This is a genomic window from Granulicella tundricola MP5ACTX9 (assembly GCF_000178975.2).
Lineage (GTDB): Bacteria > Acidobacteriota > Terriglobia > Terriglobales > Acidobacteriaceae > Edaphobacter > Edaphobacter tundricola.
Map to the genome: position 1 here is coordinate 3,475,935 of NC_015064.1, position 22,577 is coordinate 3,498,511.

Annotated in this window: 22 protein-coding genes; 13 read left to right on the top strand and 9 right to left on the bottom strand. The window is 61.0% G+C overall.

All coding sequences use genetic code 11. The features are described from left to right. Positions 1-10: 10 nt before the first annotated feature. Positions 11-406, bottom strand: coding sequence for a nuclear transport factor 2 family protein (locus ACIX9_RS14970; RefSeq protein ID WP_013581337.1), 396 nt, complete (start codon positions 404-406; stop codon positions 11-13). 103 nt (positions 407-509) lie between these two features. Here ACIX9_RS14970 and ACIX9_RS14975 point away from each other — a divergent pair, with 103 nt between their 5' ends. Continuing rightward, positions 510-1,034, top strand: coding sequence for a MarR family winged helix-turn-helix transcriptional regulator (locus ACIX9_RS14975; RefSeq protein ID WP_013581338.1), 525 nt, complete (start codon positions 510-512; stop codon positions 1,032-1,034). Positions 1,035-1,036: 2 nt separating this feature from the next. Here the strand turns inward: ACIX9_RS14975 and trhO are convergent, their stop codons facing one another. Continuing rightward, a complete protein-coding gene (trhO, locus tag ACIX9_RS14980) occupies positions 1,037-1,750 on the bottom strand; it encodes an oxygen-dependent tRNA uridine(34) hydroxylase TrhO (protein ID WP_041597835.1) in 714 nt (237 codons plus the stop codon). Between the two features lie 113 nt (positions 1,751-1,863). On the opposite strand from trhO, the gene ACIX9_RS14985 reads away from it, so the two are divergent. Together ACIX9_RS14985 and ACIX9_RS14990 are read left to right on the top strand one after the other, a co-directional pair. Beyond that, on the top strand, positions 1,864-2,751 hold the full coding sequence (locus tag ACIX9_RS14985; protein ID WP_013581340.1) for an undecaprenyl-diphosphate phosphatase: 888 nt from the start codon (positions 1,864-1,866) through the stop codon (positions 2,749-2,751). Positions 2,752-2,875: 124 nt separating this feature from the next. Next, a complete protein-coding gene (locus tag ACIX9_RS14990) occupies positions 2,876-4,030 on the top strand; it encodes an esterase/lipase family protein (protein ID WP_013581341.1) in 1,155 nt (384 codons plus the stop codon). A gap of 60 nt (positions 4,031-4,090) precedes the next feature. Here the strand turns inward: ACIX9_RS14990 and ACIX9_RS14995 are convergent, their stop codons facing one another. Beyond that, positions 4,091-4,981 carry an SDR family oxidoreductase gene (locus tag ACIX9_RS14995; protein ID WP_013581342.1) on the bottom strand — a complete coding sequence of 297 codons (891 nt, stop codon included), beginning with the start codon at positions 4,979-4,981 and terminating at the stop codon, positions 4,091-4,093. 107 nt (positions 4,982-5,088) lie between these two features. Between ACIX9_RS14995 and ACIX9_RS26995 the strand changes: the two genes are divergently transcribed. Both ACIX9_RS26995 and ACIX9_RS27750 read left to right on the top strand, forming a co-directional pair. Beyond that, on the top strand, positions 5,089-5,286 hold the full coding sequence (locus ACIX9_RS26995; protein WP_232298727.1) for a hypothetical protein: 198 nt from the start codon (positions 5,089-5,091) through the stop codon (positions 5,284-5,286). Positions 5,287-5,340: 54 nt separating this feature from the next. Continuing rightward, a complete protein-coding gene (locus ACIX9_RS27750) occupies positions 5,341-6,105 on the top strand; it encodes an AraC family transcriptional regulator (RefSeq protein WP_232298728.1) in 765 nt (254 codons plus the stop codon). A 169-nt stretch (positions 6,106-6,274) separates the two neighbouring features. On the opposite strand, the gene ACIX9_RS15005 is transcribed toward ACIX9_RS27750, so the two are convergent. Then, positions 6,275-6,769 carry a DinB family protein gene (locus ACIX9_RS15005; protein WP_013581343.1) on the bottom strand — a complete coding sequence of 165 codons (495 nt, stop codon included), beginning with the start codon at positions 6,767-6,769 and terminating at the stop codon, positions 6,275-6,277. A 101-nt stretch (positions 6,770-6,870) separates the two neighbouring features. Here ACIX9_RS15005 and ACIX9_RS15010 point away from each other — a divergent pair, with 101 nt between their 5' ends. Then, positions 6,871-7,845, top strand: a complete 975-nt coding sequence (locus ACIX9_RS15010; RefSeq protein WP_013581344.1) for a helix-turn-helix transcriptional regulator — start codon at positions 6,871-6,873, stop codon at positions 7,843-7,845. A gap of 40 nt (positions 7,846-7,885) precedes the next feature. Continuing rightward, the gene (locus tag ACIX9_RS25900) at positions 7,886-8,146 is read left to right on the top strand and encodes a hypothetical protein (protein ID WP_157477597.1); all 261 of its coding nucleotides are present in this window, start codon (positions 7,886-7,888) and stop codon (positions 8,144-8,146) included. A gap of 42 nt (positions 8,147-8,188) precedes the next feature. Here ACIX9_RS25900 and ACIX9_RS15015 read toward each other — a convergent pair whose 3' ends face one another. Continuing rightward, the gene (locus ACIX9_RS15015) at positions 8,189-8,554 is read right to left on the bottom strand and encodes a DoxX family protein (RefSeq protein WP_041597138.1); all 366 of its coding nucleotides are present in this window, start codon (positions 8,552-8,554) and stop codon (positions 8,189-8,191) included. 561 nt (positions 8,555-9,115) lie between these two features. Continuing rightward, positions 9,116-9,583, bottom strand: coding sequence for a PA2169 family four-helix-bundle protein (locus ACIX9_RS15020; protein WP_013581346.1), 468 nt, complete (start codon positions 9,581-9,583; stop codon positions 9,116-9,118). 160 nt (positions 9,584-9,743) lie between these two features. On the opposite strand from ACIX9_RS15020, the gene ACIX9_RS15025 reads away from it, so the two are divergent. Continuing rightward, entirely contained in the window at positions 9,744-12,398 is a 2,655-nt protein-coding gene (locus ACIX9_RS15025; protein ID WP_013581347.1) for a DNA translocase FtsK, read from the top strand. An 820-nt stretch (positions 12,399-13,218) separates the two neighbouring features. Continuing rightward, positions 13,219-13,698, top strand: a complete 480-nt coding sequence (locus ACIX9_RS15035; RefSeq protein WP_232298729.1) for a cytochrome P460 family protein — start codon at positions 13,219-13,221, stop codon at positions 13,696-13,698. 152 nt (positions 13,699-13,850) lie between these two features. Here the strand turns inward: ACIX9_RS15035 and ACIX9_RS15040 are convergent, their stop codons facing one another. Beyond that, on the bottom strand, positions 13,851-15,227 hold the full coding sequence (locus tag ACIX9_RS15040; RefSeq protein ID WP_041597141.1) for a DUF3999 family protein: 1,377 nt from the start codon (positions 15,225-15,227) through the stop codon (positions 13,851-13,853). Positions 15,228-15,430: 203 nt separating this feature from the next. Continuing rightward, the gene (locus ACIX9_RS15045) at positions 15,431-17,266 is read right to left on the bottom strand and encodes a DUF2339 domain-containing protein (RefSeq protein WP_013581350.1); all 1,836 of its coding nucleotides are present in this window, start codon (positions 17,264-17,266) and stop codon (positions 15,431-15,433) included. A gap of 141 nt (positions 17,267-17,407) precedes the next feature. On the opposite strand from ACIX9_RS15045, the gene ACIX9_RS15050 reads away from it, so the two are divergent. From ACIX9_RS15050 to ACIX9_RS15065, 4 genes are read left to right on the top strand one after another with little or no spacing between them, the layout of a single operon-like run. Continuing rightward, positions 17,408-18,127, top strand: a complete 720-nt coding sequence (locus ACIX9_RS15050) for a response regulator (protein WP_013581351.1) — start codon at positions 17,408-17,410, stop codon at positions 18,125-18,127. Between the two features lie 42 nt (positions 18,128-18,169). Beyond that, on the top strand, positions 18,170-18,892 hold the full coding sequence (locus ACIX9_RS15055) for a response regulator (RefSeq protein WP_013581352.1): 723 nt from the start codon (positions 18,170-18,172) through the stop codon (positions 18,890-18,892). A gap of 47 nt (positions 18,893-18,939) precedes the next feature. Beyond that, positions 18,940-19,950, top strand: coding sequence for a YpdA family putative bacillithiol disulfide reductase (locus ACIX9_RS15060; protein ID WP_013581353.1), 1,011 nt, complete (start codon positions 18,940-18,942; stop codon positions 19,948-19,950). Positions 19,951-19,982: 32 nt separating this feature from the next. Next, on the top strand, positions 19,983-20,522 hold the full coding sequence (locus ACIX9_RS15065) for a Uma2 family endonuclease (RefSeq protein ID WP_013581354.1): 540 nt from the start codon (positions 19,983-19,985) through the stop codon (positions 20,520-20,522). 715 nt (positions 20,523-21,237) lie between these two features. Here the strand turns inward: ACIX9_RS15065 and ACIX9_RS15075 are convergent. Beyond that, the gene (locus tag ACIX9_RS15075) at positions 21,238-22,566 is read right to left on the bottom strand and encodes an alkaline phosphatase family protein (RefSeq protein ID WP_013581356.1); all 1,329 of its coding nucleotides are present in this window, start codon (positions 22,564-22,566) and stop codon (positions 21,238-21,240) included. Between the last annotated feature and the right edge of the window lie 11 nt (positions 22,567-22,577).

Sequence of the window (22,577 nt, forward strand, 5' to 3'; positions counted from 1 at the left end):
CCGCCTCTGTCTAGTGCTTGGCGAACGCCGCAGACGGAGCCGCGCCCGCACCCGCCTCGTTCTCCTTGAGGTCCATCCGCTCAATCAATCCATCCACAATCATATGAACGTGCCAGACCTCGCCGTCCGCGAGTACTTCCCCGCCCAGACTCTTCACAAGCTGATGAACCCTGACCTCAGTCTTGCCATCCTCGCGGTCGATCACCTCAACTGGCTCCACATGCGGATCGAACTCCTGCCACTGCCGCGTCCAGTACTCACGAATCTCTTCCTTCCCGACCACACGCCCGCCCTCGCTCGCCTTGGGCCAGCTCACAGTCTCACTCATCAGCGCCAGTGCGCTGTCGATGTCACGTTCGTTGAAGGCCGAGTAAGCCCGCGCGATCACTCTCTGCGTATTCGCCATAAATCCTCCCAAGTACGATAGGTGTACTATACACATAAAATCTCGCACCGCCCGGCCCCTGAAAAAATATGTGTATATTGCATAGATCAGGCGAGACGCACGCATGCCAGGGAAAGAATCGTTCAATAAACATATCCGCAAGTCGTTGCCGGAGCTGCTCGGCTCAGTGCTGGATATCGTCGGCATCTTCAATAGCCCGGAGCGCGACGCGGCCATGCTGGAGAGCGCAGGCCTCACCCTCGAACGCGCCCTCTACCCGCTCCTCGTGCTCATCGGAAAGTACGGCCCCATCGGCGTCGTTGACCTCGGGGAACGCGTCGGACGCGACTACACCACCGTCAGCCGCCAGGTCGCGCGCCTGGAAGAGCTTGGCCTGGTCACTCGTCGCGCCGGTTCAACCGACCGCCGCACCCGCGAAGCGACCGTCACACGAGAGGGTAAGGCCGCAACCAATGCCGTCGACGCCGCACGCGAACGCCTGGCATTGAAGATGTTCCGAAACTGGTCTCGCCCCGATTACGACCAGCTTCTCAGACTGACAAGAATGTTGGCCGATGGCCTGGATGTGACGCCGGCACCGGGATCGAAGCTGGCAGAAAGAATGGCTGCGAAGACCTCAGGGAAATAGCCTCACCCCTCAAAGTCCTCATGCCCCACCCCCCGCCGCCGGTCGAACACAAAGCAATCCCCACTCCACCGGCTCTCCGCCTCCGGAACCTCTTCCAGGTACTTCAGAATCCCACCCTTCAGGTGATACACCTCACCGAACCCCTCCTGCAACATGAAAGCCGAAGCCTTCTCACACCGAATCCCACCCGTACAAAACATAGCCACCCTTTTATGCCGCTCCGGGTCCAGCCGCTCCTTCACAAACGTCGCAAACTCTGAGAAATTCTCAATCCCCGGATCGACCGCCGCAGCAAACGTCCCCGCCTCATACTCATACTTGTTCCGCGTATCAAGCACCAAGACCTCCGGGTCCGCAATCAGCGCATTCCAATCCCGAGCCTCCACATACGTCCCAGCCTGTGACGGATCGACGACCGCCTTGCGAAACGCAATGATCTCGTCCTTCACCTTGATCTTCAGCCGCCCAAAAGGCCTCTCATCGGCATAAGAAAACTTCACATCCCCAGCCTCCAACCCGACCTTCGCCCCCAGCGTTTCTATCAGCCGCGAGATCGTCCCCGCCTCCCCCGCCATCGTGCCGTTCACGCCCTCACCCGCGATCAGCATCGTCCCCCAAAGCTCCTCTTCGGTAAACAGCCCCGCCATCTCCTCCCGCAACCCCGCAGGATCGGCCACCGCAACAAAACGATAAAACGCCGCAATCGTATAAACCATCCCTCCATTATCAAACACACTCCCCCTGGCCTTTTTGTTTGTCATTCCGCAGCGCAGCGGAGGAACCTGCAGTTGCTCTTACGCTCACCACCCCCGCAAGCTAAAATCACCCTATGCCGATCCTCCAGGTCATCATCCTTGCCATCGTGCAGGGACTCGCCGAACTTCTGCCCGTCTCCAGCTCCGCGCACGTCGTCGTAGCAGAAAAGCTCATGGGCCTCGATCCCACCTCCCCCCAGATGACCCTCCTGCTGGTCATGCTCCACACCGGCACCATGTTCGCCGTCATCGTCTACTTCTGGCGTCGCTGGGTCCACACCTACTTCCGTTCCTCCGCCGCCTTCACCAGCGTCGTCGTCCGCATCGCCGTCGCCACCATCCTCACCGGCGTCATCGGCTACCCCATCCAGAAGGTCATTGAGAAGGTCATGTTCCACGGCGCGCCCAAGGCCGAGATCGAACAGCTCTTTGGCCGCCTCGATCTCATCGCCATCGCTCTCTTCTTCGTCGGCCTCCTCATCCTCTTCGCCGGCCTCGCAGAGCGCCGCAGCATGACCGGCCGCACCACCGGCGCATCGGATGAGGACATGTCCCTCGGCCAGGCCGGCATCATCGGCGCAACCCAGGGCCTCTCGCTTCCCTTCCGCGGCTTCTCCCGCTCCGGCTCCACTATCTCCGCCGGAATGCTCGCCGGCGTAGCCCGCGAATCAGCCGAAACCTTCAGCTTCGCACTCGCCGTCGTCCTCACCCCCGCCGTCCTCGCCCGTGAAGGGATGCGCCTCGTCAAGTTCTCCCACGAAGCCGCCGCCGCAGGCACCCCGCTTGATCTCCACGGAGCCATCGGCAGCAGCGTCCTCGGCATGATCCTCGCCTTCGTCGCAGGTCTCGCCGGCCTGAAGTGGCTCTCGAGTTGGCTCGAAGCCGGCCGCTGGTACCTCTTCGGCATCTACTGCCTCGTAATGAGCGCGGTCGTCTTCTTCCTCCACACCCGCGGCTACTAACCCACCCCAAAAAAGAAACTGTGTGCCCCATCCTCATCGCATCCTCATCGCGATGAGGATGGGACCGCCCCCACCCACACCCTCTGCCACACCCGTCTCCCTGTATTCTCAATTCAGGTTCAAGATGAAGAGACACCCTCACTGCACCACCTGCCTCCAGCTTTTTCTCCCCCTCCTCCTGCTCTTCCTCCATGCCTCCCCATCCTTCCCCCAGGCCCCACGTGCCCGCGTCATCGTCTTCGTCCACGGCCTCCACGGTGACCGCTCCTCCTGGCGAGCCGCCAACGGAGCCTACTGGCCAGACCTCGTAAAATCAGACCCCCACTTCGCCCTCTCAGACGTTGACGTCGTCGAGTACCCATCCCCCGCCTCCAACGGCAAGTCCTCCAGCATCCAGTTAGCCGACATCCTCTGGAACCGCCTCAAGCAGGATCACGTCTGGGATCATCGCGAGGTCGTCTTCCTCGCCCACAGCCTCGGCGGCATCCTCGTCGAAGAGATGCTCCTCCGTCATCCCGCCGAAGCCGCCCGCGTCAAATTCGTCGTCTCCTACGGCACCCCGCACGAAGGCTCCACCGTCGCCCGCTTCGCCTCCATCTACGACAAAGACCCCATCCTCAACGATCTCAGCGACGCCACCAGCAACACCTTCCTCACCAACCTCGAAAGCAGTTGGCGCGGCACCCCGACCGTCAATTCCATCCATCGCTTCTGCGCCTACGAGTCCGAGGACACCACCCCAGAGGACGGCATCGCCCGCTACCTCAAGCCCCACACCCGCGTCGTCAGCTACTTCAGCGCCACCTACGGCTGTGACGTCACCACCCCGCCCCAGGAGATCCACGCCGATCACATCCACATGATCAAGCCGCTTGACCGCAACTCCGCCGCCTACGACTTCTTCCGCCGCGTCTACCGCGACAACCCCATCCTCGAAGAGCAGATCGTCACCCGCGACAACGTCATCGCCGGTCTCACAGCCGGCTGCGGCCAGGCCAACAGCAACGTAGATCTTCAGGTCCCCATCGCCCTGGACAGCACCTTCCACGAGCGAGTCACCGCCGTCACCGCCTCCCTCGTCAACATGACCGACGTCCACGACATTGATCCCGACCCACCCATCGTCACCGGCATCGACCCCTCCGGCGTAGCCCACATCGACTACGGCTTCAAAGGCCCCGGCAAAACCCTTTTAGTCTGTCTCGGCACCGCCCGCGCCTCCCTCAAGGTCCAATTCACCATCAACCGCCAGATCCCCATCCGCGAGCCCCAGAACTAGAGCGCTCAGCGCAGACGGCGCACCGGAGACCGCAAGCAGCCTCCGGCGCACAGACCGCGATTACTCCTGCGTATAGTCCATCGCGTCCAGGTCGGCAATTAAGCCCGGACCGGTCGGCTTCCAATTCAGCTTCTTCTGCGTGAGTTCGCTGGAAGAAGGCATGTCTGCGTTGGCAAACATAGCCAGCCATCCAAAGTGCGCCTCAACCTCTGTTGGCGGGATGCTGACAACCGGAATCCCAAGTCCACGGCCGTGCGCCTCCGCAATCGCTTTCGTCGTCACGCCCTCCTCGTCGACAGCGTGGTAGATCGCACCCGCCTCAGCCTTCTCAAACGCCAACCGATAGAGTCTCGCCGTGTCGGAGACATGCGCCGCAGGGAATCGATTGCTGCCGTCACCGACATACCCCGACACTCCCTTTGCGCGTGTCACCGCAAGAAAATACGGCACCAGCCCCTGCTTCCGGGTGTCGTGAATCTGCGCCAGCCGAACGATCGACGTCTTCACGCCACGCTCGGTAAACGTCTTGACTGTCGCCTCGAGTCCGGACCGAGGATTCCAGGGAGAGATCGCACTCGTCTCGGTCGATGGCTTCCCGTCAACATTCGCCGCAATCGCCGTGCCGGAAGTCACAACGAAGGGCTTGTCGGAACCCGCCAGCACCTCGCCCAGCGCAGTGATCGCCGCACGCTCATCCGCTGCGTTCTTCTCAAACTGAGAGAAGTCATGGCTGAACGCCAGGTGGATCACCCCTTCAGAATCGGCCGCGCCTTTACGCAGACTATCCAGATCTTCCAGGTTGCCGTTAAGCACCTCGGCTCCCGCAGCCCGTAGCTTCTCAGCGCCCTCCTCAGAGCGCGTCAATCCGAGTACCGTGTGTCCTGCCTGAATCAACTCTGGAATGAGCGCCGTCCCAATAAAACCAGTTGCTCCCGTCACGAAAATACGCATGATAACTTCTCCTGAATCTCCAAACTCGCAGTCGATCTGGCAGGCCAGCTTCAACCGTCAAGAGATAGACGCATCTTACGATCGGACGATCTATACTGAAAGTCCGTATGATCGGTCCAATCGTCCTCCCACCGCAGATCGCCGCGCTTCCTGCTCCGGATGCCCCCTATCCGCAGAAAGACCCGGAATCGGCTCAGTCCATGGACCCGCTCTCGGAGGTTCTCGCGCTCATGAAGCCGCAGAGCTTGGCCTGCGGTGGATTCGCCGTACCGGGCGATGTCGCCATCTCCTTCCCGAAACATTAGGGCGTCAAGTGTTATGCCATGATGGCCGGCCAGTGCTGGATCGTTGTGGAAGGCATGTCTGAGCCAATACTGCTCCGCGCCGGAGATTGCTTCATCCTGCCACGCGGCTTACCCTTCCAACTCACCACCGACCTCTCATTGAAACCCGTCCATTACACGATTGCTTTGAGCCGCCTGAACAGCCACAGCGCCCTCCCGGCGATGAGCGAAGGGACACGGTACATGGCAGGAGGGTTCTTCGGCTTCACCGGAAGCCACGCGGAGATGCTTCTCCAGTCACTTCCGCCCATCGTGCACATTCGCCGCGAGTCGGACAGGGACGCCATGCGCTGGTCGCTGGAGCGTCTACGCGAGGAACTGCGCGATCCTCAACCCGGCGGTTCCCTGATTGCCCAGCAGCTTGCCTACATGATGCTCATTCAGGCGCTGCGCCTCCACCTTGCGAGCGCCACCCAGGCCGGCGGCGGATGGCTCTCCGCACTCACAGACAAGCACATGAGTCTCGCCATCTCCAGCGTGCATAACAACCCAGGACATCCGTGGACGCTCGAAGCGCTGGCCGCACGCGTCGGGATGTCGCGCTCAGTCTTCGCGTTGCGTTTTCGCCAGACAGTCGGCGCAACCCCCATGGAATATCTCACCCGTTGGCGGATGCTGCTGGCCGCCGATCGCCTGAAAAACTCCACGGACGGCCTCTCCACAATCGCTCGCTCTCTCGGTTACGAGTCGGAGAGTGCCTTCGGCAAGGCGTTCCGGCGAGTCATGGGCCGCTCGCCAAGGCAGTACACCCGGTCGAACCAAGTCCAACTCATCCCTTGAGTCTCGCCCCCCTTGGACCTTCCGCCTCCAGCGCCATCACCCGGCAGAAGCTTGGCTGGAACCCCATCGGCCCAACCCTCATGTCAGACCTGGACCAGGCAAAGTACGTCTGACAGCAACTGACCAGTCGCATCGCCCCATCCATCCCTGCGATGGAGGGGGCCACACCTCAGTTGCGATCGTAAAAAGCCGGAGGCTCAATCCCCAGCACCCGCAGATAAACATACCCTTCCCCGCGATGGTGGATCTCGTTATCGATCGCATACCGGATCATCACGATACCCGGCATCTCCCATTGTCCGAACGCTTTATCCATAGCCCAGAAGCGCGCCTCAGGAATCTTCGGAAACCGCTCCTGAAGCAACATCGTCTGCTCATCCCAAAGCGCCAGCACCTCTTTCTTCGTCGCCACTTTACCGGAGTTGAACGTCGTCCACATCCCGGACAACACCCCTTCCACCACCGGCCCCGTCATCCCGATCATCTCCAGCACCATGTGCCCATACGTCCTCATCCCGCCCAGCGAGAACTCAAACAGCTTCTCTTCCGGGAAAGCCTCGATCGTCTTGCGCGTAAGCCGCCGATGCCCCTGCCAGCTCTTCAGCAGCGTCTCCGGCGTCTCCAAACTCACGGCCAACATTTCACTCGTCATCTCGCTTGTCATCTCGCTTCTCCTGGAAGCCTCTTGGCCTCAACTCCGATCCTAAAAACCATCCCCGACAAATCCTGTCGGGAATAAGCGCCCCTCGATGCAAAAATGAACTCATGGATGACACCGTCAGCCGCATCTTCGTTCTCCTCGAGACCCTCCAGGGCCGCGACCGCGTCACCGGCACAGAACTCGCCGAACGGCTCGACGTCGATCTCCGCACCATCCAGCGCTACGTCGTCCGCCTCAAATCCCTCCACATCCCCATCGACTCCTCGCCCGGCGTCGGCGGCGCCTACCGTCTTCGCCCCGGCTATCGCCTCCCGCCCCTCGTCCTCACCAACGAAGAGGCCTTCGCCCTCTCCCTCGGCCTCCGAGCCCTCCGCCAGATCGGTCTCTCCGCCTTCGCCCCAGCCACAGAGGGAGCCCTCGCCAAACTAGGCCGGGTCCTCCCCCACACCCTCCGCGAAAGCCTCCGCACCGTAGAAGACGTCATCGCCGGCGACCCCAGCCCCTGGTCCGCCCCCGCCTCCTTCGAATCCCTCATCACCGCCGCCACCGCCATCCGCACCGGCCACCGCATCCACTTCGCCTACGAGTCCCACAATGCCACCACCTCCACCCGCCAGGTCGAACCCTACGCCGTCATCCACATGGACGGCCGCTGGTACCTGATCGGCCATTGTCTCTCCCGCGCCGGCCTCCGCACCTTCCGCCTGGACCGCGTCTCCAACCTCGAAACCGGCACCCCCACCTTCGAGCGCCCTCTCAACTTCGACGCCCGCCGCTACCTCGCCGACCACATGCCCTTCATCCCAGCCGAGTACGAGATCGACGTCTGGCTCGACATGCCCCTCGAAGAGGCCCAACGCAACTTCGCCCTATGGCGCATCGCCCTGGAGGCAGACGCCGGCGGAACCCGCCTCCGCTGCACCCGAGACCGCCTGGAGATCTTCGCCGCCATGATCCTCTCCACCGGCCGCCCCATCAAAATCCACCGTCCCGCAGAACTCCGCGAAACCTTCCGCCAACTAGCCACCCAGGCCCTACAAGCCGCCAACGACTCCTTTGAAGCACCCACTCCAGCCTAAGATGGCCATATTTTGAAAGGGCTGTTCCTCTGCAGTTGCAGTGCCGTGGCTGCAGTTGCAGGTGCTTGTTTTACGCCGTCATCCTGAGCGAAGCGAAGGACCCCCGTATTTCGCTTTTGCCTTTGCCTCTGTTTTTGCCGTTGTCGTTGTCGTTGTTTTAACTCGTAACTCTTCAATACATGCCGTTGCTCTTGCCGTTGCCGTTCATCGCGCCATTACCGAGCCGCACCAATCCGCATTGAAAGGGCAGGACTTCACGCCCGCCGACCGAACCCGCCACAAATTCAGCATTAGCCGCTGAGGAAGCTCCGACCCGATACAGAGAAGCATACGATCGGGCCTTTCAAGCCCGTGTATAGATCCAAGCCCACCAGATCAAAGGCAGTTGCAGCGGCAGTCTCACCCACGCCGCCCAGAGCGGAATACCAGGAAATCGCCCCGTATCCAAAACCATCGTCACGTTAGCCGGAAACACTGCCACCAGCAGCGCCACCAACCCCCAGGCCGCCACCCGCGACACCCTCGGCACCAGCAACCCAATCCCACCCAGCACCTCGCAAATCCCACTGATATGTACCAGCAAAACCGGACTCGGCAGATACCCCGGCACGATCCGCACATACACCGGCGTCAGCACGAAGTGCAGCACCCCCGCCACCACGAACACCACCGCTAGGATCACTCGCCCAATCTGAAATCCACTCATCATCACCCCTGAGAATCAGCCCCAACCGCGCAAAAGCACAAGCCCCAAAAAAAGTTTTGCGTTTTTACTCAGCAAATTCGCATGTCAAGCCCCCAAGCCCTTGATTTTTCCTGTAAGCATTTCATTCGAAATGACTTACAAGCCAAAAATAGTTGGGGTATTTACCCCACGCAAACGCGTACAATTAAATCAGACCAAGAAAAACAGATCAATCCTGAGCCCTGACATCGGCCTCGTACCATCCGGCCTCTAGAAATAAGACCCGTCGATCAAGCAAGAACATCGGGGAGTAAGCCGACCCAGTCCAGGTTTCTCTCGTATCGCCTTTGCCTTTTTCTTCTTATCCTGGTTACGCCTTGCTCCCCTAACCCAAGGCGAATGAATACTTTGCGACATTCACGCGCGTAAACACTGATGATTGAGCTCCAATATGGGCTAGTCCACACCTAACCTCAATGAATTGAATACTTTGCACCAAACGACGGGGGTGGGGGGGGGGTACCCGTCAGGCACAAAAAAAGGGCGGCAGACTCAGTCTGCCGCCGTATCGTCGCTGCGTTCTACTTATTTGGACGCAAGAGCATCCCGATGGGCTTTCACATAATCGTGAGAGGTCAGGATATGCGCCTGCTGCTCCGTCAAAAGCTGACGGATCGGCAGCGGAAGCTCCTGATCAAGCGCATCCTTGTACGTTGCCTTGGCCTTGTCCTCACCCTGCTCGGCAGTCGCCAGCAGCGAGTGGTCGGTAGGAGTCGAAATCTTGGCCTTGAGATCGCCCCAGGTCCGATGGATCGCGCCGAGGGCAGTACCCTCCTCGTGGACGTCCTTCACCCCGTGGCGGTGCAGTTCGTTCTCCAGCTCCGCGCGGAAGTTCGCACGCTTGAGCGACTCGGCCAGGAAGTAACGTTTGACCGTATCGTCCTTCAGATGCTCGCCTAGGTCGGCAAAGCCCTTCTGGCCGTCCTGCAATACGTTGATGACTTCCTTCAGGATCTTCTCGAATTCACTGTTCTTATCTGCGTCAGTCGACATGGGTCAATCCTTTTCATGATGCATGGTTGGTCCCGAAAACTCAGGAGCGTACACATTCCGTTGCATGGAGGTAGATGCCCGCACACCGCAATGGTTTGTATCTGGATTCCCGCTAACTGCATCACCGTCAAAGCTTCGCCGCCTCTGATGTAATACGAGAATGAAGCCGCTCCGTCTCGTATCCGCTCCAACGCGCAGCCGTCGCCTCAACGAGATCCTCGGAATGATCGTCCTGGTCGCCGCCGGACTCTTCCTCCTGGCCCTCGCGAGCTACACTCCGACCGATCCATCCTTCAACTCCGTCGGCGGATACATCACTGGGCGTCCTGCTCACAACTGGATCGGCCTCTTCGGCGCCTGGACCTCGGACGCCATCCTCCAGACCCTCGGCATAGCAGCCTTCCTCCTGCCCGTCCTGCTGGTCCGCCTGGGAGTCTGCTGGCTCAAGTCCCGCCCCGCCGGCTCCGCTATAGCCCGCTGGCTCGGCCTCGGCATGTGGGTCGTCTTCGCCCCCGCCGCCGTCGCCCTCCTCCCCGGCCACCTCCTCTGGCGCAACTCCCTCCCCATCGAAGGCTTGGGGGGCCGCATGGTCTCAGACTTCACCATCCAACTTTTGAATCTGCCCGGCGCCTGCATCGTCCTCGCCCTCGCCGTCCTTCTCTCCCTCTACCTCGCCACCACCTTCTCCTTCAGCACCGCCCGCGAGTGGATGACCATGCACTTCGCCTTCGCCGCCTCCATCCGTGAGCGGTGGAACCAGCGCCAGGCTCGCCGCCGCGGTGAGATGCCCGACGTAGACCTGGTCGATGCCACCGGTGAAGTCTACGGAGCCAAGCGGGAGAAGCTGGCCGCCGAGGCCCGCAAGGAGCGCGAGCGTGCCGAGAAGGCAGCCACCCGTTCCAGCAACACCCTCCTTTCCACCCTCTTCGGCTGGTGGCCCCGCCGCAAGGACGCCACCATCTCCATCACGCCCTCCCAACCGGAGGCCGCCCCCACCTCCGTCTGGGAGGCCATGCCACGGATGAACGTGGATGCCCCCCCGGTGACGCCGCTAAGCACCGCGACCGCGGCGGCTGCACCCTATGCCGAGGCTCTGGCCGCTGCGGCGGCTCCGCTGCCGCTGCAGCCGGATGAGTTGGACTTGGCGCCGGTGCAGGGACGGTTCGTCGAGGAGGAACCGTTCTCCTTCCTCAGCCAGCCGGTGGCCCGGCCCGTCCAGGAGCCCAAGAGGGCGGTGCTCAAGCCGCAGCTTGTGGAGGCTGTGACTGCGGAGGCGGGGCCTATCTCGTTTGGGCGGCGGGCGGATACGGATGTGAAGGCGGTGGCGATTACGGCCAAGTCGGTGCGGGGGTATAAGCTGCCCTCGTCGTCGCTGCTGTATCGGTCAGAGGAGCAGGCGATTGTCAGGGAGGATGCGCTGCGGGAAGAGGCGCGCGTTCTGGTTGAAAAGTGTGGAGAGTTTGGGGTGGATGGGCAGGTGACCCAGATCAACCCAGGGCCGGTGGTGACTACGTTCGAGTTCAGGCCGGATGCGGGTGTGAAGTACTCGCGGGTGACGGGGCTTGCGGATGACCTCTGCCTCGCCATGGCTGCTGAGAGCATCCTGATCGAGCGGATGGCGGGCAAGTCGACTGTCGGGATTCAGGTGCCGAACAGTGATCGGGAGACGATCTGGCTGCGCGATGTGGTCGAGTGCGAGAGCTTTGCGCAGTCGAAGAGCAAGCTGGCCATCGCCCTGGGCAAAGATATCAATGGGCGGATCGTGACGGCGGACCTGGCGTCCATGCCGCATGTGCTCATCGCCGGGTCGACCGGCTCGGGTAAGTCGGTCGCGATCAACGCGATGATTATGAGCGTGCTGTTCAAGTCCACGCCGGAGCAGGTTCGGATGATTCTTGTCGATCCGAAGCGGGTGGAGCTGGGGATGTATGAAGGCATCCCTCACCTGTTCACGCCGATCATCACTGAGGCCAAGCTCGCCGCCAATGCGCTACGCAATGCCGTGCGCGAGATGGAACGGCGGCTGAAGCTGCTGGCCGCGAACCATGTGCGCAACATCGATCAGTTCAACAAGCTCTTCGACAACGGGTCGGAGTACCTGTTCGAGGACGTGAACCAGGAGCCGTTGCCGTACATCATCATCATCATCGACGAGTTGGCGGACCTGATGATGCTGGACCGTTCGAACGTCGAAGAGTCGATTACTCGTCTGGCGCAGATGGCCCGGGCGGTGGGCATCCACTTGATCCTGGCGACGCAGCGTCCGAGTGTGGACGTCATCACCGGGCTGATCAAGGCCAACGTGCCGACTCGTATGAGCTTCCGGCTGGCGACCAAGGTGGACTCCCGTACCATCATCGACTCGAACGGCGCCGAGAGCCTGCTGGGACGGGGCGACATGCTTTACCTGCCGCCGGGGACCAGCCGGTTACAGCGGGTTCATGCTCCGTTCGTGACCGAGAAGGAGATCTCCGCGGTGACTGCGTTCTGGCGGGCTCAGGGGGAGGCCGAGTACGTTGAGGGCTTCCTTGAGGGACCTAAGGACGAAAAGGACGGCAGCGGCGTCGAAGGGAGTCACTCGGATGAGAACGAGAATGATCCTATGTTCGACGATGCGGTCCGGCTGGTGTTCGAGTTCGGTAAGGCTAGTACTTCCCTGCTCCAGCGCCGGCTGCGGATCGGTTACGGCCGCGCTGCCCACCTGATCGACCTCATGGAGAGGGATGGGCTGGTGGGGCCAGCGGATGGATCGAAGCCGCGGGAGATTCTGAAGTCACCCAGCTTCTATAGCGAGATCGATGCGGCACTGCGGTAAGGCAATGGTTAGTGATTAGTGGGTAGTGCTTAGTGTGTACCCCACCCCCGGCGAAAGTACGCAAAGTCTTCCATTCATTGGACTTAGGTCTGGACTTGGGTGCGGAGGTCAGTGAAATCGAGGGTGCCTACTGGTAAAGTTTTCATTTCAGATGGTTTAGCAAAGGGCAAGGCGTAACGAGGATAAAAAGGGATAAAAGCAACGCGATAAGAGGGGAACCTTGGGTGACTTGGGTGACTTGGGTTCCTCTTTGCGGCGGGGCTTTCTCTTGTTTTGGGGTCTGCTTTAATTGTACAGAGTTGGCGGGGGTAAATACGCCATTTATTTTTGGGGTGAAAGTGGTTTGGTATGAGTTAGTTAGATGATTTTTTGAAGACCGGGGGGGCTTGACACGTGATTTTGCCCGTGAAGTCTTGAAAAATAGTTGTAACTTGCTCATTCTTAGCAAGTTGCGGAGCTTGGATTTGGGGGGGGGTTGCTTTGGGGGATGGTGCTTGAGTTCCGTGGCATGGCTCAAGCCGAGCCCTTAAAGGCAGCGGCGAGGACAGGCAACAGCAAGAACAGGCAACGGCAAAAGCCGCTACTGAGGTTCTTCGCTGCGTTCAGAATGACGGATTGGGTGAGTGAGTGGTCTTGGAGGGGAAGATTTTGGGAACTGGCGAGGGTGGATTGGCGTAGAGTCTGAAAACCCCTGCTCCTGGAAAGAGGAACTTCTTTGCGTCTGGCCCTCGTCGCTTTGCTTGCTGTTTTGTCTCCGCTTCAGCCTTCTCAACATGCTCCGATGGTGAACGATGGGCCGGGTTATCTGGCCAATGGGGAGATGAAATTTCCAGCGGATTATCGGGATTGGGTGTTTCTGACTTCGGGATTGGATATGAGCTATAGCTCGGATGCGGCGCCGGATCACTCGATGTTCAATAACGTGTTTGTGAACCCTTCTGCCTACCGCGCATTCAAGGCTACGGGGCATTGGCCGGAGGGGACGGTGCTGGTGCTCGAAAACCGGGGGGCGGAGGGGGCGAAGTCGATCAACAAGCGGGGGAAGACGGAGTCCAGCGAGTTGATGGGGCTGGAGGTGCATGTGCTTGATTCAGCACATGTGAAGGGTGGATGGGGGTTCTATGGGTTTGATAACCAGGTGAGTGGGAAGCTGATTGCGCGGCCGGCGGGTTGCTATACGTGCCATGAGGAGCATGCTGCGGTGGATACGACGTTTGTGCAGTTTTATCCGACGCTGATGGAGACGGCTAAGACGAAGGGGACCTTGAGTGCGGCTTATTTGAAGGAGTTGAAGCCTTAGGGAAAGTAAGGACAAACGCAGATTCCCTTTGGGAATGACAGACAAAGGGCAAGAGCAAAGGCAATGACGCGGGCGGCTGGAGTTTGGGGCGGGCACGCGAAGTGCAAGAACAGACAACGGCTTGGCATTGATCAGTTTCGAGTCGCGAGTTTTCAGGGCTTGACGGTGCGGGCGGAGCGGAAGGCTATGACGCCTAGTACGGCTACTACGGCGAGGAGAGCTACCCAGAGGAGTTCCGGGTGGCGTTCCGTGAAGGGTCGCAGTTGCTGGGGGCGGGGGATGTAGTTGGGGTTGGGTTGCTCCGGGCCGAGGATGGCGGGGCGGGTGGGGGCGGCGGGATTGAAGAGGCGGGCGTAGTCGTAGATGGGTGGGGTCAGGGCGGGGTCGCCGTAGGCCAATGTCACCGGTTCCGCCTTACCTCCGGCTGCGCCCGCTGGTGGGTCGAAGCAGAGTTTGCGCTGGCGCATTTCGAGGCGGACGGCGGCTACTGGGAGGGGCTTGTCGTCGCCGTTCTGGATCGCGATCTGGATGTGGGCGGGGGCGTGGAGGTTGGCACCGAGGGTGGCGGGGATGCTGAGACGTTCCTGGTGGATCTCCGGACCGTTTGCGATGAGGCGGACTTGAGTGATCTCCCCTGTGATGGTTTCGGGTGCTCCGCTGGCGGGGTCTGGCGCTTCAAGCGAACTACTGAGGTTCTTCGCTGCGCTCAGAATGACCCCTTCCTTTTGCGGGGTGGCGGTGATGCGGACGGGGCGGCTGAAGTTCAGTTTGGAGCCGGGGGCGAGGGTGAAGGTGATGCGCTCTACCGGGATGCGGGCTGGGATGGTGATGTCGGCTACCGTTGCGCGGCCTAGTTGGGGAGTCTCCTGCTGGGTGAAGGCGGAGGTCTCGGCGACGGCGGTGTAGAGGGTCTGGGCGTCGCGGGTGGGGGGGATCTGGGCTCCCTGGACCATGGTGGGCGAGAAGGTTTGCGGGGGGGATGCGGGGGCGGGGGTTACGGCTAGATCGATGTGGAGGTAGGGGAAGCTGGATTCCTGGAGGGGGATGGTGGTGTTGCGGGAGAGGTGCTGGGCGGTGAGGTCGAAGAGGGTGAAGGCGCCGAGGGTGGTGCCGGATTTATCGTCGGCGGAGTGCAGGCCTGTGACGTGGGCGGTGGCGAGGAAGTTGGCACCGGTCAGGTCCAGGACTACCTGGGTATAGGAGCGGGGGGGCATCTGGAGGTCGAAGGTAATGCGGCCTGAACGTTCGCCGAGGTTCAGGATGCGGGCGGATTCTGGGGGTTCGAGGGAGGACTCTGAGATGGTGGTGGCGTAGGGGACCTCGGCGGAGCCGGTGTAGAGGCGGAGGTCTGAGAGGGTGGCGTTCGAGTGGGCAAAGACGGGGGCGTCGAGGGTGACGCAGGTGCGGGAGGTCTGGCCGGCGGGGAGGGTGACGGGGCGTTGGTAGGCGAAGTGGATGGGGTGTGGGTGGGGGGCAGGGATAGCCTGGAAGGCAAAGGCCAGAGCGGCGAGTTGGAGGGGTTTGAACAAGGTGGTTATTGTCTCAGAGTTAGTGGGGGATTTGTGGAAACCCACGTCCCAGAAGCGGGACGTGGGGCACCCGGTTGTGGTGGGGCGAGGAGATTGGAGCCGGGGAAATGTGAGAACAGACAACGGCAAGTGCAAAAGCCAATACGGGGGTTCTGGCTTCGCCAGAATGACGACACATTTTTACTTAGACGACCCATCCTTGCCTATTCGAGAGGGGGTGGGTCGGGTTGGCGGAGGTTGAGCCAGTCTTTTTGGTAGGCGAAGCTGACGGCCATGAGGAGGGCTCCGAGGCCCATGAAGCTGGCTACCCGATAGCCCTCGGAGAGGTCGCGGACGTCGTAGAGGAAGGTCTTGGAGATGGCGATGACGAGGAGGATGAGGCCCTGCCAGCGGATGAAGGCGGTGCGTCGCCAGAAGCCGGCGGCGAGGAGGGCGGCACCGTAAGCCATGAGGAAGGCGGAGATGGAGAGGGCGGTCTGGAAGGCTGAATCGTGGGTGTGGCCGGTAGAGTTCCAGAAGGTTGCGATCTCGTCTATGCCGGCCTGGAGGGATACCAGGTTGAGGGCGAGGATGGTGGCGATGGTGATGGTGGGCCAGAGGCGGTCTGGGGTGGATGACGACCTGGTCGAGGCGGTGCGGGCGATCCAGGCGGCGAGGGCGAAGGCGGCGATTGCGGCGAGGGAGGTGGCGAAGCGGGAGTTGAGGATGGCCTGGTGGATGGTGGGTTCGAGATCAAGCCAGAAGGGGAGGCTGACGGCTCCGAAGAAGCCTAAAGTCAGGGCGGCGCAGGCTAGCAGGCGGATGATGCGGTGGGGGGCTAGCGGCGAGGGAGGCTCGGGCTCTGCGCGCGGGCTGAGGCGGGCTGCGGTCCAGAGGAGGGCTACCCCTTCTACGAGCCAGCCGATGGTGATCCAGCGGCCGGAGGCCTTGAGGGGGATGGCGATGGTGAGGAAGGTGACGGCGAGGGATAGTCGGATGCCTGCGGCAGCGGGGCTTTGCTGGAGACGTCGGGGACCGAGCGAGATGGAGGCGAGGGCGAGCATGAGCCAGGGGAGGAGGTCGTGATGGCCGGTGTCCTGGAGGACGGAATACAGGCCGAGGGCGAGGAAAGCCGTGTTGGCCAGGATGAGGGCGAGAGGGATGAGTTTGTAGGCCTGTGGTTGCTCTTCCGTGGATTTGAGGGTGAGGGTGGGGATGGTGTAGGCGGCGAAGAAGGCGATGAGAAAGGCGGAGGTGAGGGCGATGGGGGATGCGTTGTTGGGCTGGTAGAAGTGGTCGGAGTACCAGGCTATGAAGTAGAGGACTGTCGCGGGGAAGGAGCCGAGGATGAGGCGGGGCCAGGGTTTGAGGCGGAGAAGGGCGGCTACGGCGAGGGCTATGGCGAGGAGGTAGGAGAAGAGGAAGAGTTCGTGGTCGCCGCCGGTGGAGAGGAGGGCGGGGGTGGCGAAGGCGCCGATGAGGGCGTAGGCGGCGAGGAGCTCGGCGTCCTGAGTGAAGGCCATCCAGGCGTTCCAGGCGGTGACGAGGATCATGGCGGCGAGGGCGATGGGGGCGGGCAGGAGGTGATAGAGGTGGAAGGCGGCCCAGAGGGTGAGATAAAGGACGCCGGTGCCGACGGCTTTGAGGGAGTAGGAGAAGGCGGCGAAGTGGTTGCGGCGGAATCGCTCCGACCAGAGGACGAGGGCGACGCCGGCGGCGAGGCCGATGAGGATGCGGGCGACGGGGCCGATGAGACCGTGCTCGATGGCGAGCTTGAGGATGAGGCTGGTGCCGATGAGGAGGGCGATGACGCCAATTCGGTTGAAGATCTGGGAGCCGAGGCGGTCTTCGAAGGATTGTTTGGGGCGCGGGGGTGGGATGGGGATTGGTGGGGGTTCGGGGGAGGGCTGGATGGGGGCGGTTTGGGCGGCAAAGGCGGTGGGGATTGGCTGGGGGGATTGGAGGGCGGCGAGCTGGCGCTCGAGGGCGGCGATGCGTGCGGCGAGCGACGCGAGGGTGTCTGGGGTGGGCTCTGACGGGTTCGCCGGGTCCGGATGCATGGGGTTACTTTACCTCTTCCTGTGAATTTGGAGCGGAATGAGTTTGCGCTTGTGGTTCGGCGCACATCTAACACTTCCGAGGGATAAGCAGGTTACCAAAGTGTCTGGTACCTTGTAGGCGTTGAGCCTGAGGTGCGAACTGTGCATGAGGTCCTGATAGTCGACGACGATGAGGTGAGCCGGGAGCTGCTGGTGCTGTTCGCGACGGAGGCTGGATTTCATGCTTTGGCGTTGGAATCCGGGGATGCGGCGCTGGATCTTTTACAAGGCGGAGAGGTAAACCCGGATGCGATTCTGGCCGATATGCGTATGGAAGGCACACATGGGAATGCGCTAGCGGTGAAGCTCCGCGGGATGTGCGGGGATGCGACGAAGGTGATCGCAATGAGCGGGAGCCGGGTGAGTGTGGATGAGACGGCGGCGTTTGACGGGTTTCTGCTGAAGCCGTTTGGGGTCGAGGAGTTGAAGACGATGTTGACGATGGAATCGCCGCAGGTGTTGCATACGGAACATGAAGCGGGGATGGAAAAGAACTATGCTCTGAGCGAGGCGACATATGGCACGCTGGCGGCGAGCATGCCTCGGGAGCAACTGCTGCAGTTGTATGCGATGTGCCTGGACGATGCGGACCGGAGGGCTGAGGCAATGAAGGAGCTGGCGGTTGCGGGCGACGGCGAGGCTTACTCGAAGGCGGCGCATGCGATCAAGGGTGGATGTGGATTTGTCGGAGCGCTGGAGCTGGCTTCGATGGCGAGCGCCATGGAAGAAGATGGACCGCCAAGTGATGGCAATGTAAGGACATTGGAACAATTCCTGATGGCGTCGGCACGGCTGCGGCGTATTCTAAACGCGCACGACTGACCTGTATCGATTTGCACTGGGAGTAGACCATTGGAGAAGACAATGTTGAAGACCGCATCCGCTGAGAAGACGCCCGTTCGCAGGAAGGCTGCCCCGGCGGCCGGTTCGATCCGCATCGTCGTGGCCGACGACCACCCGGTCGTGCGGTTTGGCGTTAAGAATATGTTGATGAACGAGCCGGGCTTTGAGGTCGTGGGCGAGGCCGAGGATGGCGACGTGGCGATCCAGCAGGCGCTGGAGCTGGAGCCGGACATTCTGCTGCTGGACCTGAATATGCCACGGCTGCCGGGACTGGAGGCGATGCGGGCGATCATGACGAAGTCGCCGCGGGTGAAGATTATTCTGCTGACGGCGACGATCTCGACGCAGCAGATTATTGAGGCACTGCAGATTGGCGCGCGCGGGATTGTGCTGAAGGATGCTGTTTCGGGCGATCTCTCCGAGGCGCTGCGTGCGGTGCTGAGCGGGGATTACTGGATCGGCGGCGAGCGCGTGGCAAACCTGCTGAAGGCGCTGCACGAGCTGATGCAGAAGGCGGCGCAGGTGCCGGAGCGCAAGACGTACGGGCTGACGCCGAGGGAGCTCGAGGTGGTGCAGTGCATTGTTGAGGGCTGCTCGAACAAGGATGTGGCGAAGCAGTTCACGATCTCTGAAGAGACGGTGAAGCGGCATCTGTCGAACATCTTCGATAAGACAGGCGTGTCTACGCGGCTGGAGCTGGCGCTGTTTGCGATTGCACACAAGCTGGTTACGCCGGACGAGTAACCATCGCGAACCTTGTGGGGTGGGCTGCGCATCCATAGGATGTGACTATGGATGCTTCGGCGAAGATTTATGACGTTCTTGTGATTGGTGCGGGGCCGACCGGTCTGGCGTGCGCGATCGATGCGCAGCGGGCCGGTTTTTCCGTGGTGATCGTGGATAAGGGATGCCTGTGCAACTCCCTGTTTCACTATCCGGCGCACATGACGTTCTTTACGACGCCTGAGCTTTTGGAGATTGGCGATATGCCGTTCTCCAGCCCGAACCAGAAGCCCACGCGCAACGAGGCGCTGGAGTACTACCGCAAGGTAGCCGAGCATTACAGGCTGGATGTGCGGCAGTATGAGACGGTGGATCGGGTTGCGGGGTTCGACGGTGAATTTACGGTGCATATGACGGACCGGTTTGAGCGTGGGAGTACGCTGCGGGCTCGGAAGCTGATTGTGTCGACGGGCTACTACGATCTGCCAAACTACCTGGGGATCGACGGCGAAGGGCTCAGCAAGGTGAAGCACTACTATCACGAGCCGCATCCGTTCTTCGGGCTGAACGTGCTGGTGATCGGCGGGAAGAACTCGGCTGCGATTGCGGCGCTGGATCTCTGGCGGCATGGGGCGAAGGTGACGCTGGTGCATCGCGGTGCGGAGATGCATCGGCATGTGAAGTACTGGATTCTGCCGGACATCAATAACCGAGTGAAGAACGGCGAGATTGCGGCTTACTTTGGATCGACGGTGGAGAAGATCTCAGAGGACACGGTGACGCTGAAGACGCCGGCGGGCGAGGTCACGATTGCGAATGAGTTTGTGTTTGCGCTGACGGGGTATCACCCGGATTTTGAGTTCATTGAGAAGCTTGGAGTGAAGCTGGATGAGGCGAATGACCGCTGCCCGGTGTGCGATGAGGGGACGCTTGAATCGAATGTTCCGGGAATCTATCTTGCGGGGGTGATCGTGGCGGGCGAGCGGACGAACGAGATCTTCATTGAGAACGGAAGATTCCATGGGAAGCTGATTGCGGATTCGCTGCGGAGCAAGATGATGGTGGCGGCGGCGGTTTAGAGTCAGGAGCATACTAGAGCGGCGGAGGACCAATGGTAGCTTCGACCCAGATCATTCCTGCATCGATCAGCATGGAGGAGTATCTCCATACGGCTTACCATCCTGACTGCGATTTTGTGGACGGCGTCCTTGAGAAGCGGAACGGGGGCGAGTACGAGCACAGCAATCTGCAGGCGGCACTCGGTGCGTGGTTCTTCAACCGTGGACGAGAGTGGGGGGTCCGGGTGCTGACGGAACAGAGGACGCGGGTCGGGGAGACGCGGGTGCGGATTGCTGATGTTTGCATCATTCAGCGGGGTGGAGCGATCGAGCGGGTGAGGGTAACGCCGCCGCTCCTGTGCATCGAAATTCTCTCGCGTGAGGATCGGATCACGGGGACTATTAGGGTGCTCGACGATTACCTGGCGATGGGTGTTAAGAATCTATGGGTGTTCGATCCGGTCGACCGGGTGGCAATGACGTATGGTGCCAAGGGGCTGAAGATCGCTGAGGGTACCCGCCTGGAGATTGCGGGTACGCCGATCTACCTTGACTGCCTGAGCTTTTTGCGATGCTGGATTAAGCCGGCATGACGCTTATGGGTAGTGTCGCAACCTGGCATGTTGGACGATACTCCAGCGATGGAGTTTGTTCGGCCAACGCGAAATGAGAACGTGCGTACGTTAGCTGGGGTGTGTCTGATCCTGGTTGCGTTGGCGCTTCCGGGCATCTCAATAAAATCCGGCGGGGGCTGGGGGCCCTCCGGCGTGGAAGTGGGATGGTGGTGTGCACGTCAAGCCAACCTGATGCTGTTGCTGCTACCCCGGACGTTTCTGCACCCCCGACCGGGGTCCGGGGTCATCTTCCTCTTCGGATTGACTGGACTTATCAATCCGCTGTTGATGTTCTCCCTAATCCCCAACCGCTATTGGCAGTTTCTTTGCGCTTCGGTGATTGTTGCGTGTCTTGCAGCAACATGGCTGGCCATCTGGGTCTCGTCACTGACTCCGTTGCCAGGCCACTTCTTGTGGGTCGCAGGGGTTCTGTTGATTGTAAGCAGGGAATGGTTTGGCGAGCCGTGGGCTTCGTGGCGGGCCGGCCGCAATGTTGGATGAACTACTTGTCTTTTAGAGAAGAACAGACAACAGCAACGGCAGATACTGAGGTTCTGGCTTCGCCAGAATGACGAACGTTGGTGGTGACGAACCTTCGGTAGTCACGAACGTTGATGGTAACGGACGTTGGTGGGGACAAACGTTTAGTCATGGCAATGTTTGCATGAGGAACGTTGCTAGCGACAAACGGTTTCTACTTCAGGATTTCGAGGATTGGCTTGCCCTGGGCGTCGGGGAGGGTGAGGCCGAGGATGTGGGCTACGGTGGGGGCTACGTCAAGGTTGGAGATTGCGGGGAACTCTCCGCGGGGCTGGATGGCTGCGCCCTGGGCTATGAAAATGGCCTGCATGAGGGGGTTGGTGTTGGGGTAGCCGTGGACGCCGCGCTGCTCAGAGTCTGTGACGAAGGCGTCTGATCTTTCTTCGGTGAAGCTATAGTCGTCCGCGGCGTAGAGCAGCAGGTCCGGGGCCTGGGTGGTCTGAGCGGGGGTTGGCCAGCCTAGCCGTGCAGCCTCATCCGGGGGGAGGACGGCGCTGACTCCGGGCTTGCCTGCGAAGAGTTTCTTGAGATCCGCAAGCGAGGCGGGGGTGGAGTTCTTCTGATAGAGGAGGGCGTAACCGTCCTCTTCAATGATGGACGTGGGGGTGGGAGAGGATGGGCTTTCAAGATCTGCGTCACCGAGGAGGAACGACGGATGCAGGTGCTTGTGAACGCTGGCTTGGCCGTGGTCCGAGACGATGATGAAGGTGGTGCGTGCGGTGTCGCCGTTGGCCTGGACGGCTTCCATGATGTCTTTGACGCGGTCGTCGAGGAAGGCGATGGTGTTGTAGTCGGCGTCCGTGCCGAAGCCGGTATGATGCTCAATGCTGTCCAGTGCGAGGAGGTGAAGCATGAGGAGGTCCGGGTGGTGCTTGCGGAGGATGTCGACGGCGGCGGCGGTGTAGAGACGGTCTCGCCAGGCTTGGCGGGGTGTGTTGAATTTGGCTAACTCTTCGCGGGTTGCAGTGCCGGCGGCGATGAGTTCTCGTTCAATGATGCCGTCCGGGTTGGGCTTCTCTGCGAAGCTCCAGTCGATGGTGGGGGCGTGCATGATGGCGACCCAATCGACCTCGGCGGTGGTCATGCCGGCTTTATGGGCCAGATCGTAGAGGGTAGGGACGGCGACGAGTTGATCCTTCGAGGCCTGGGCATCGATGCGCGCATCTTTTTCAGTGCGTTGATCGACGATGAGGCCGTTGACGAGGACGTGATGGTGGCTGGCGTCCTGACCGGTGATGAGCGAGGTGTGGTTGGGCCAGGTGACGGTGGGGTTGATGGGTTGCATGGAACGGGCGTAGGCGCCGGCCTTCATGAGGCGATGGAGTGTGGGTGCGGCTATGAAGGGATCATGAAGGGTCTCAGCCGGGAACGCGTCAAGACTGATGATGACAACCTTGGGGCGATGAGAGTTGGAGTGTTTCTGTGCGGGCGAGGTGGGGGGCAGGGCGAAGGCAAGCAGGAGGAGTGCAATGGGCGTGCGCAATGGGAGTCCTT

Excerpts from the sequence above, each read along its gene's own strand:
- ACIX9_RS14970 (WP_013581337.1), bottom strand. The coding sequence starts at position 406 with ATGGCGAATACGCAGAGAGTGATCGCGCGGGCTTACTCGGCCTTCAAC.
- ACIX9_RS14975 (WP_013581338.1), top strand. The coding sequence starts at position 510 with ATGCCAGGGAAAGAATCGTTCAATAAACATATCCGCAAGTCGTTGCCG.
- trhO (WP_041597835.1), bottom strand. The coding sequence starts at position 1,750 with ATGGTTTATACGATTGCGGCGTTTTATCGTTTTGTTGCGGTGGCCGAT.
- ACIX9_RS14985 (WP_013581340.1), top strand. The coding sequence starts at position 1,864 with ATGCCGATCCTCCAGGTCATCATCCTTGCCATCGTGCAGGGACTCGCC.
- ACIX9_RS14990 (WP_013581341.1), top strand. The coding sequence starts at position 2,876 with ATGAAGAGACACCCTCACTGCACCACCTGCCTCCAGCTTTTTCTCCCC.
- ACIX9_RS14995 (WP_013581342.1), bottom strand. The coding sequence starts at position 4,981 with ATGCGTATTTTCGTGACGGGAGCAACTGGTTTTATTGGGACGGCGCTC.
- ACIX9_RS26995 (WP_232298727.1), top strand. The coding sequence starts at position 5,089 with ATGATCGGTCCAATCGTCCTCCCACCGCAGATCGCCGCGCTTCCTGCT.
- ACIX9_RS27750 (WP_232298728.1), top strand. The coding sequence starts at position 5,341 with ATGTCTGAGCCAATACTGCTCCGCGCCGGAGATTGCTTCATCCTGCCA.
- ACIX9_RS15005 (WP_013581343.1), bottom strand. The coding sequence starts at position 6,769 with ATGACAAGCGAGATGACGAGTGAAATGTTGGCCGTGAGTTTGGAGACG.
- ACIX9_RS15010 (WP_013581344.1), top strand. The coding sequence starts at position 6,871 with ATGGATGACACCGTCAGCCGCATCTTCGTTCTCCTCGAGACCCTCCAG.
- ACIX9_RS15015 (WP_041597138.1), bottom strand. The coding sequence starts at position 8,554 with ATGATGAGTGGATTTCAGATTGGGCGAGTGATCCTAGCGGTGGTGTTC.
- ACIX9_RS15020 (WP_013581346.1), bottom strand. The coding sequence starts at position 9,583 with ATGTCGACTGACGCAGATAAGAACAGTGAATTCGAGAAGATCCTGAAG.
- ACIX9_RS15025 (WP_013581347.1), top strand. The coding sequence starts at position 9,744 with ATGAAGCCGCTCCGTCTCGTATCCGCTCCAACGCGCAGCCGTCGCCTC.
- ACIX9_RS15035 (WP_232298729.1), top strand. The coding sequence starts at position 13,219 with ATGAAATTTCCAGCGGATTATCGGGATTGGGTGTTTCTGACTTCGGGA.
- ACIX9_RS15045 (WP_013581350.1), bottom strand. The coding sequence starts at position 17,266 with ATGCATCCGGACCCGGCGAACCCGTCAGAGCCCACCCCAGACACCCTC.
- ACIX9_RS15055 (WP_013581352.1), top strand. The coding sequence starts at position 18,170 with ATGTTGAAGACCGCATCCGCTGAGAAGACGCCCGTTCGCAGGAAGGCT.
- ACIX9_RS15060 (WP_013581353.1), top strand. The coding sequence starts at position 18,940 with ATGGATGCTTCGGCGAAGATTTATGACGTTCTTGTGATTGGTGCGGGG.
- ACIX9_RS15065 (WP_013581354.1), top strand. The coding sequence starts at position 19,983 with ATGGTAGCTTCGACCCAGATCATTCCTGCATCGATCAGCATGGAGGAG.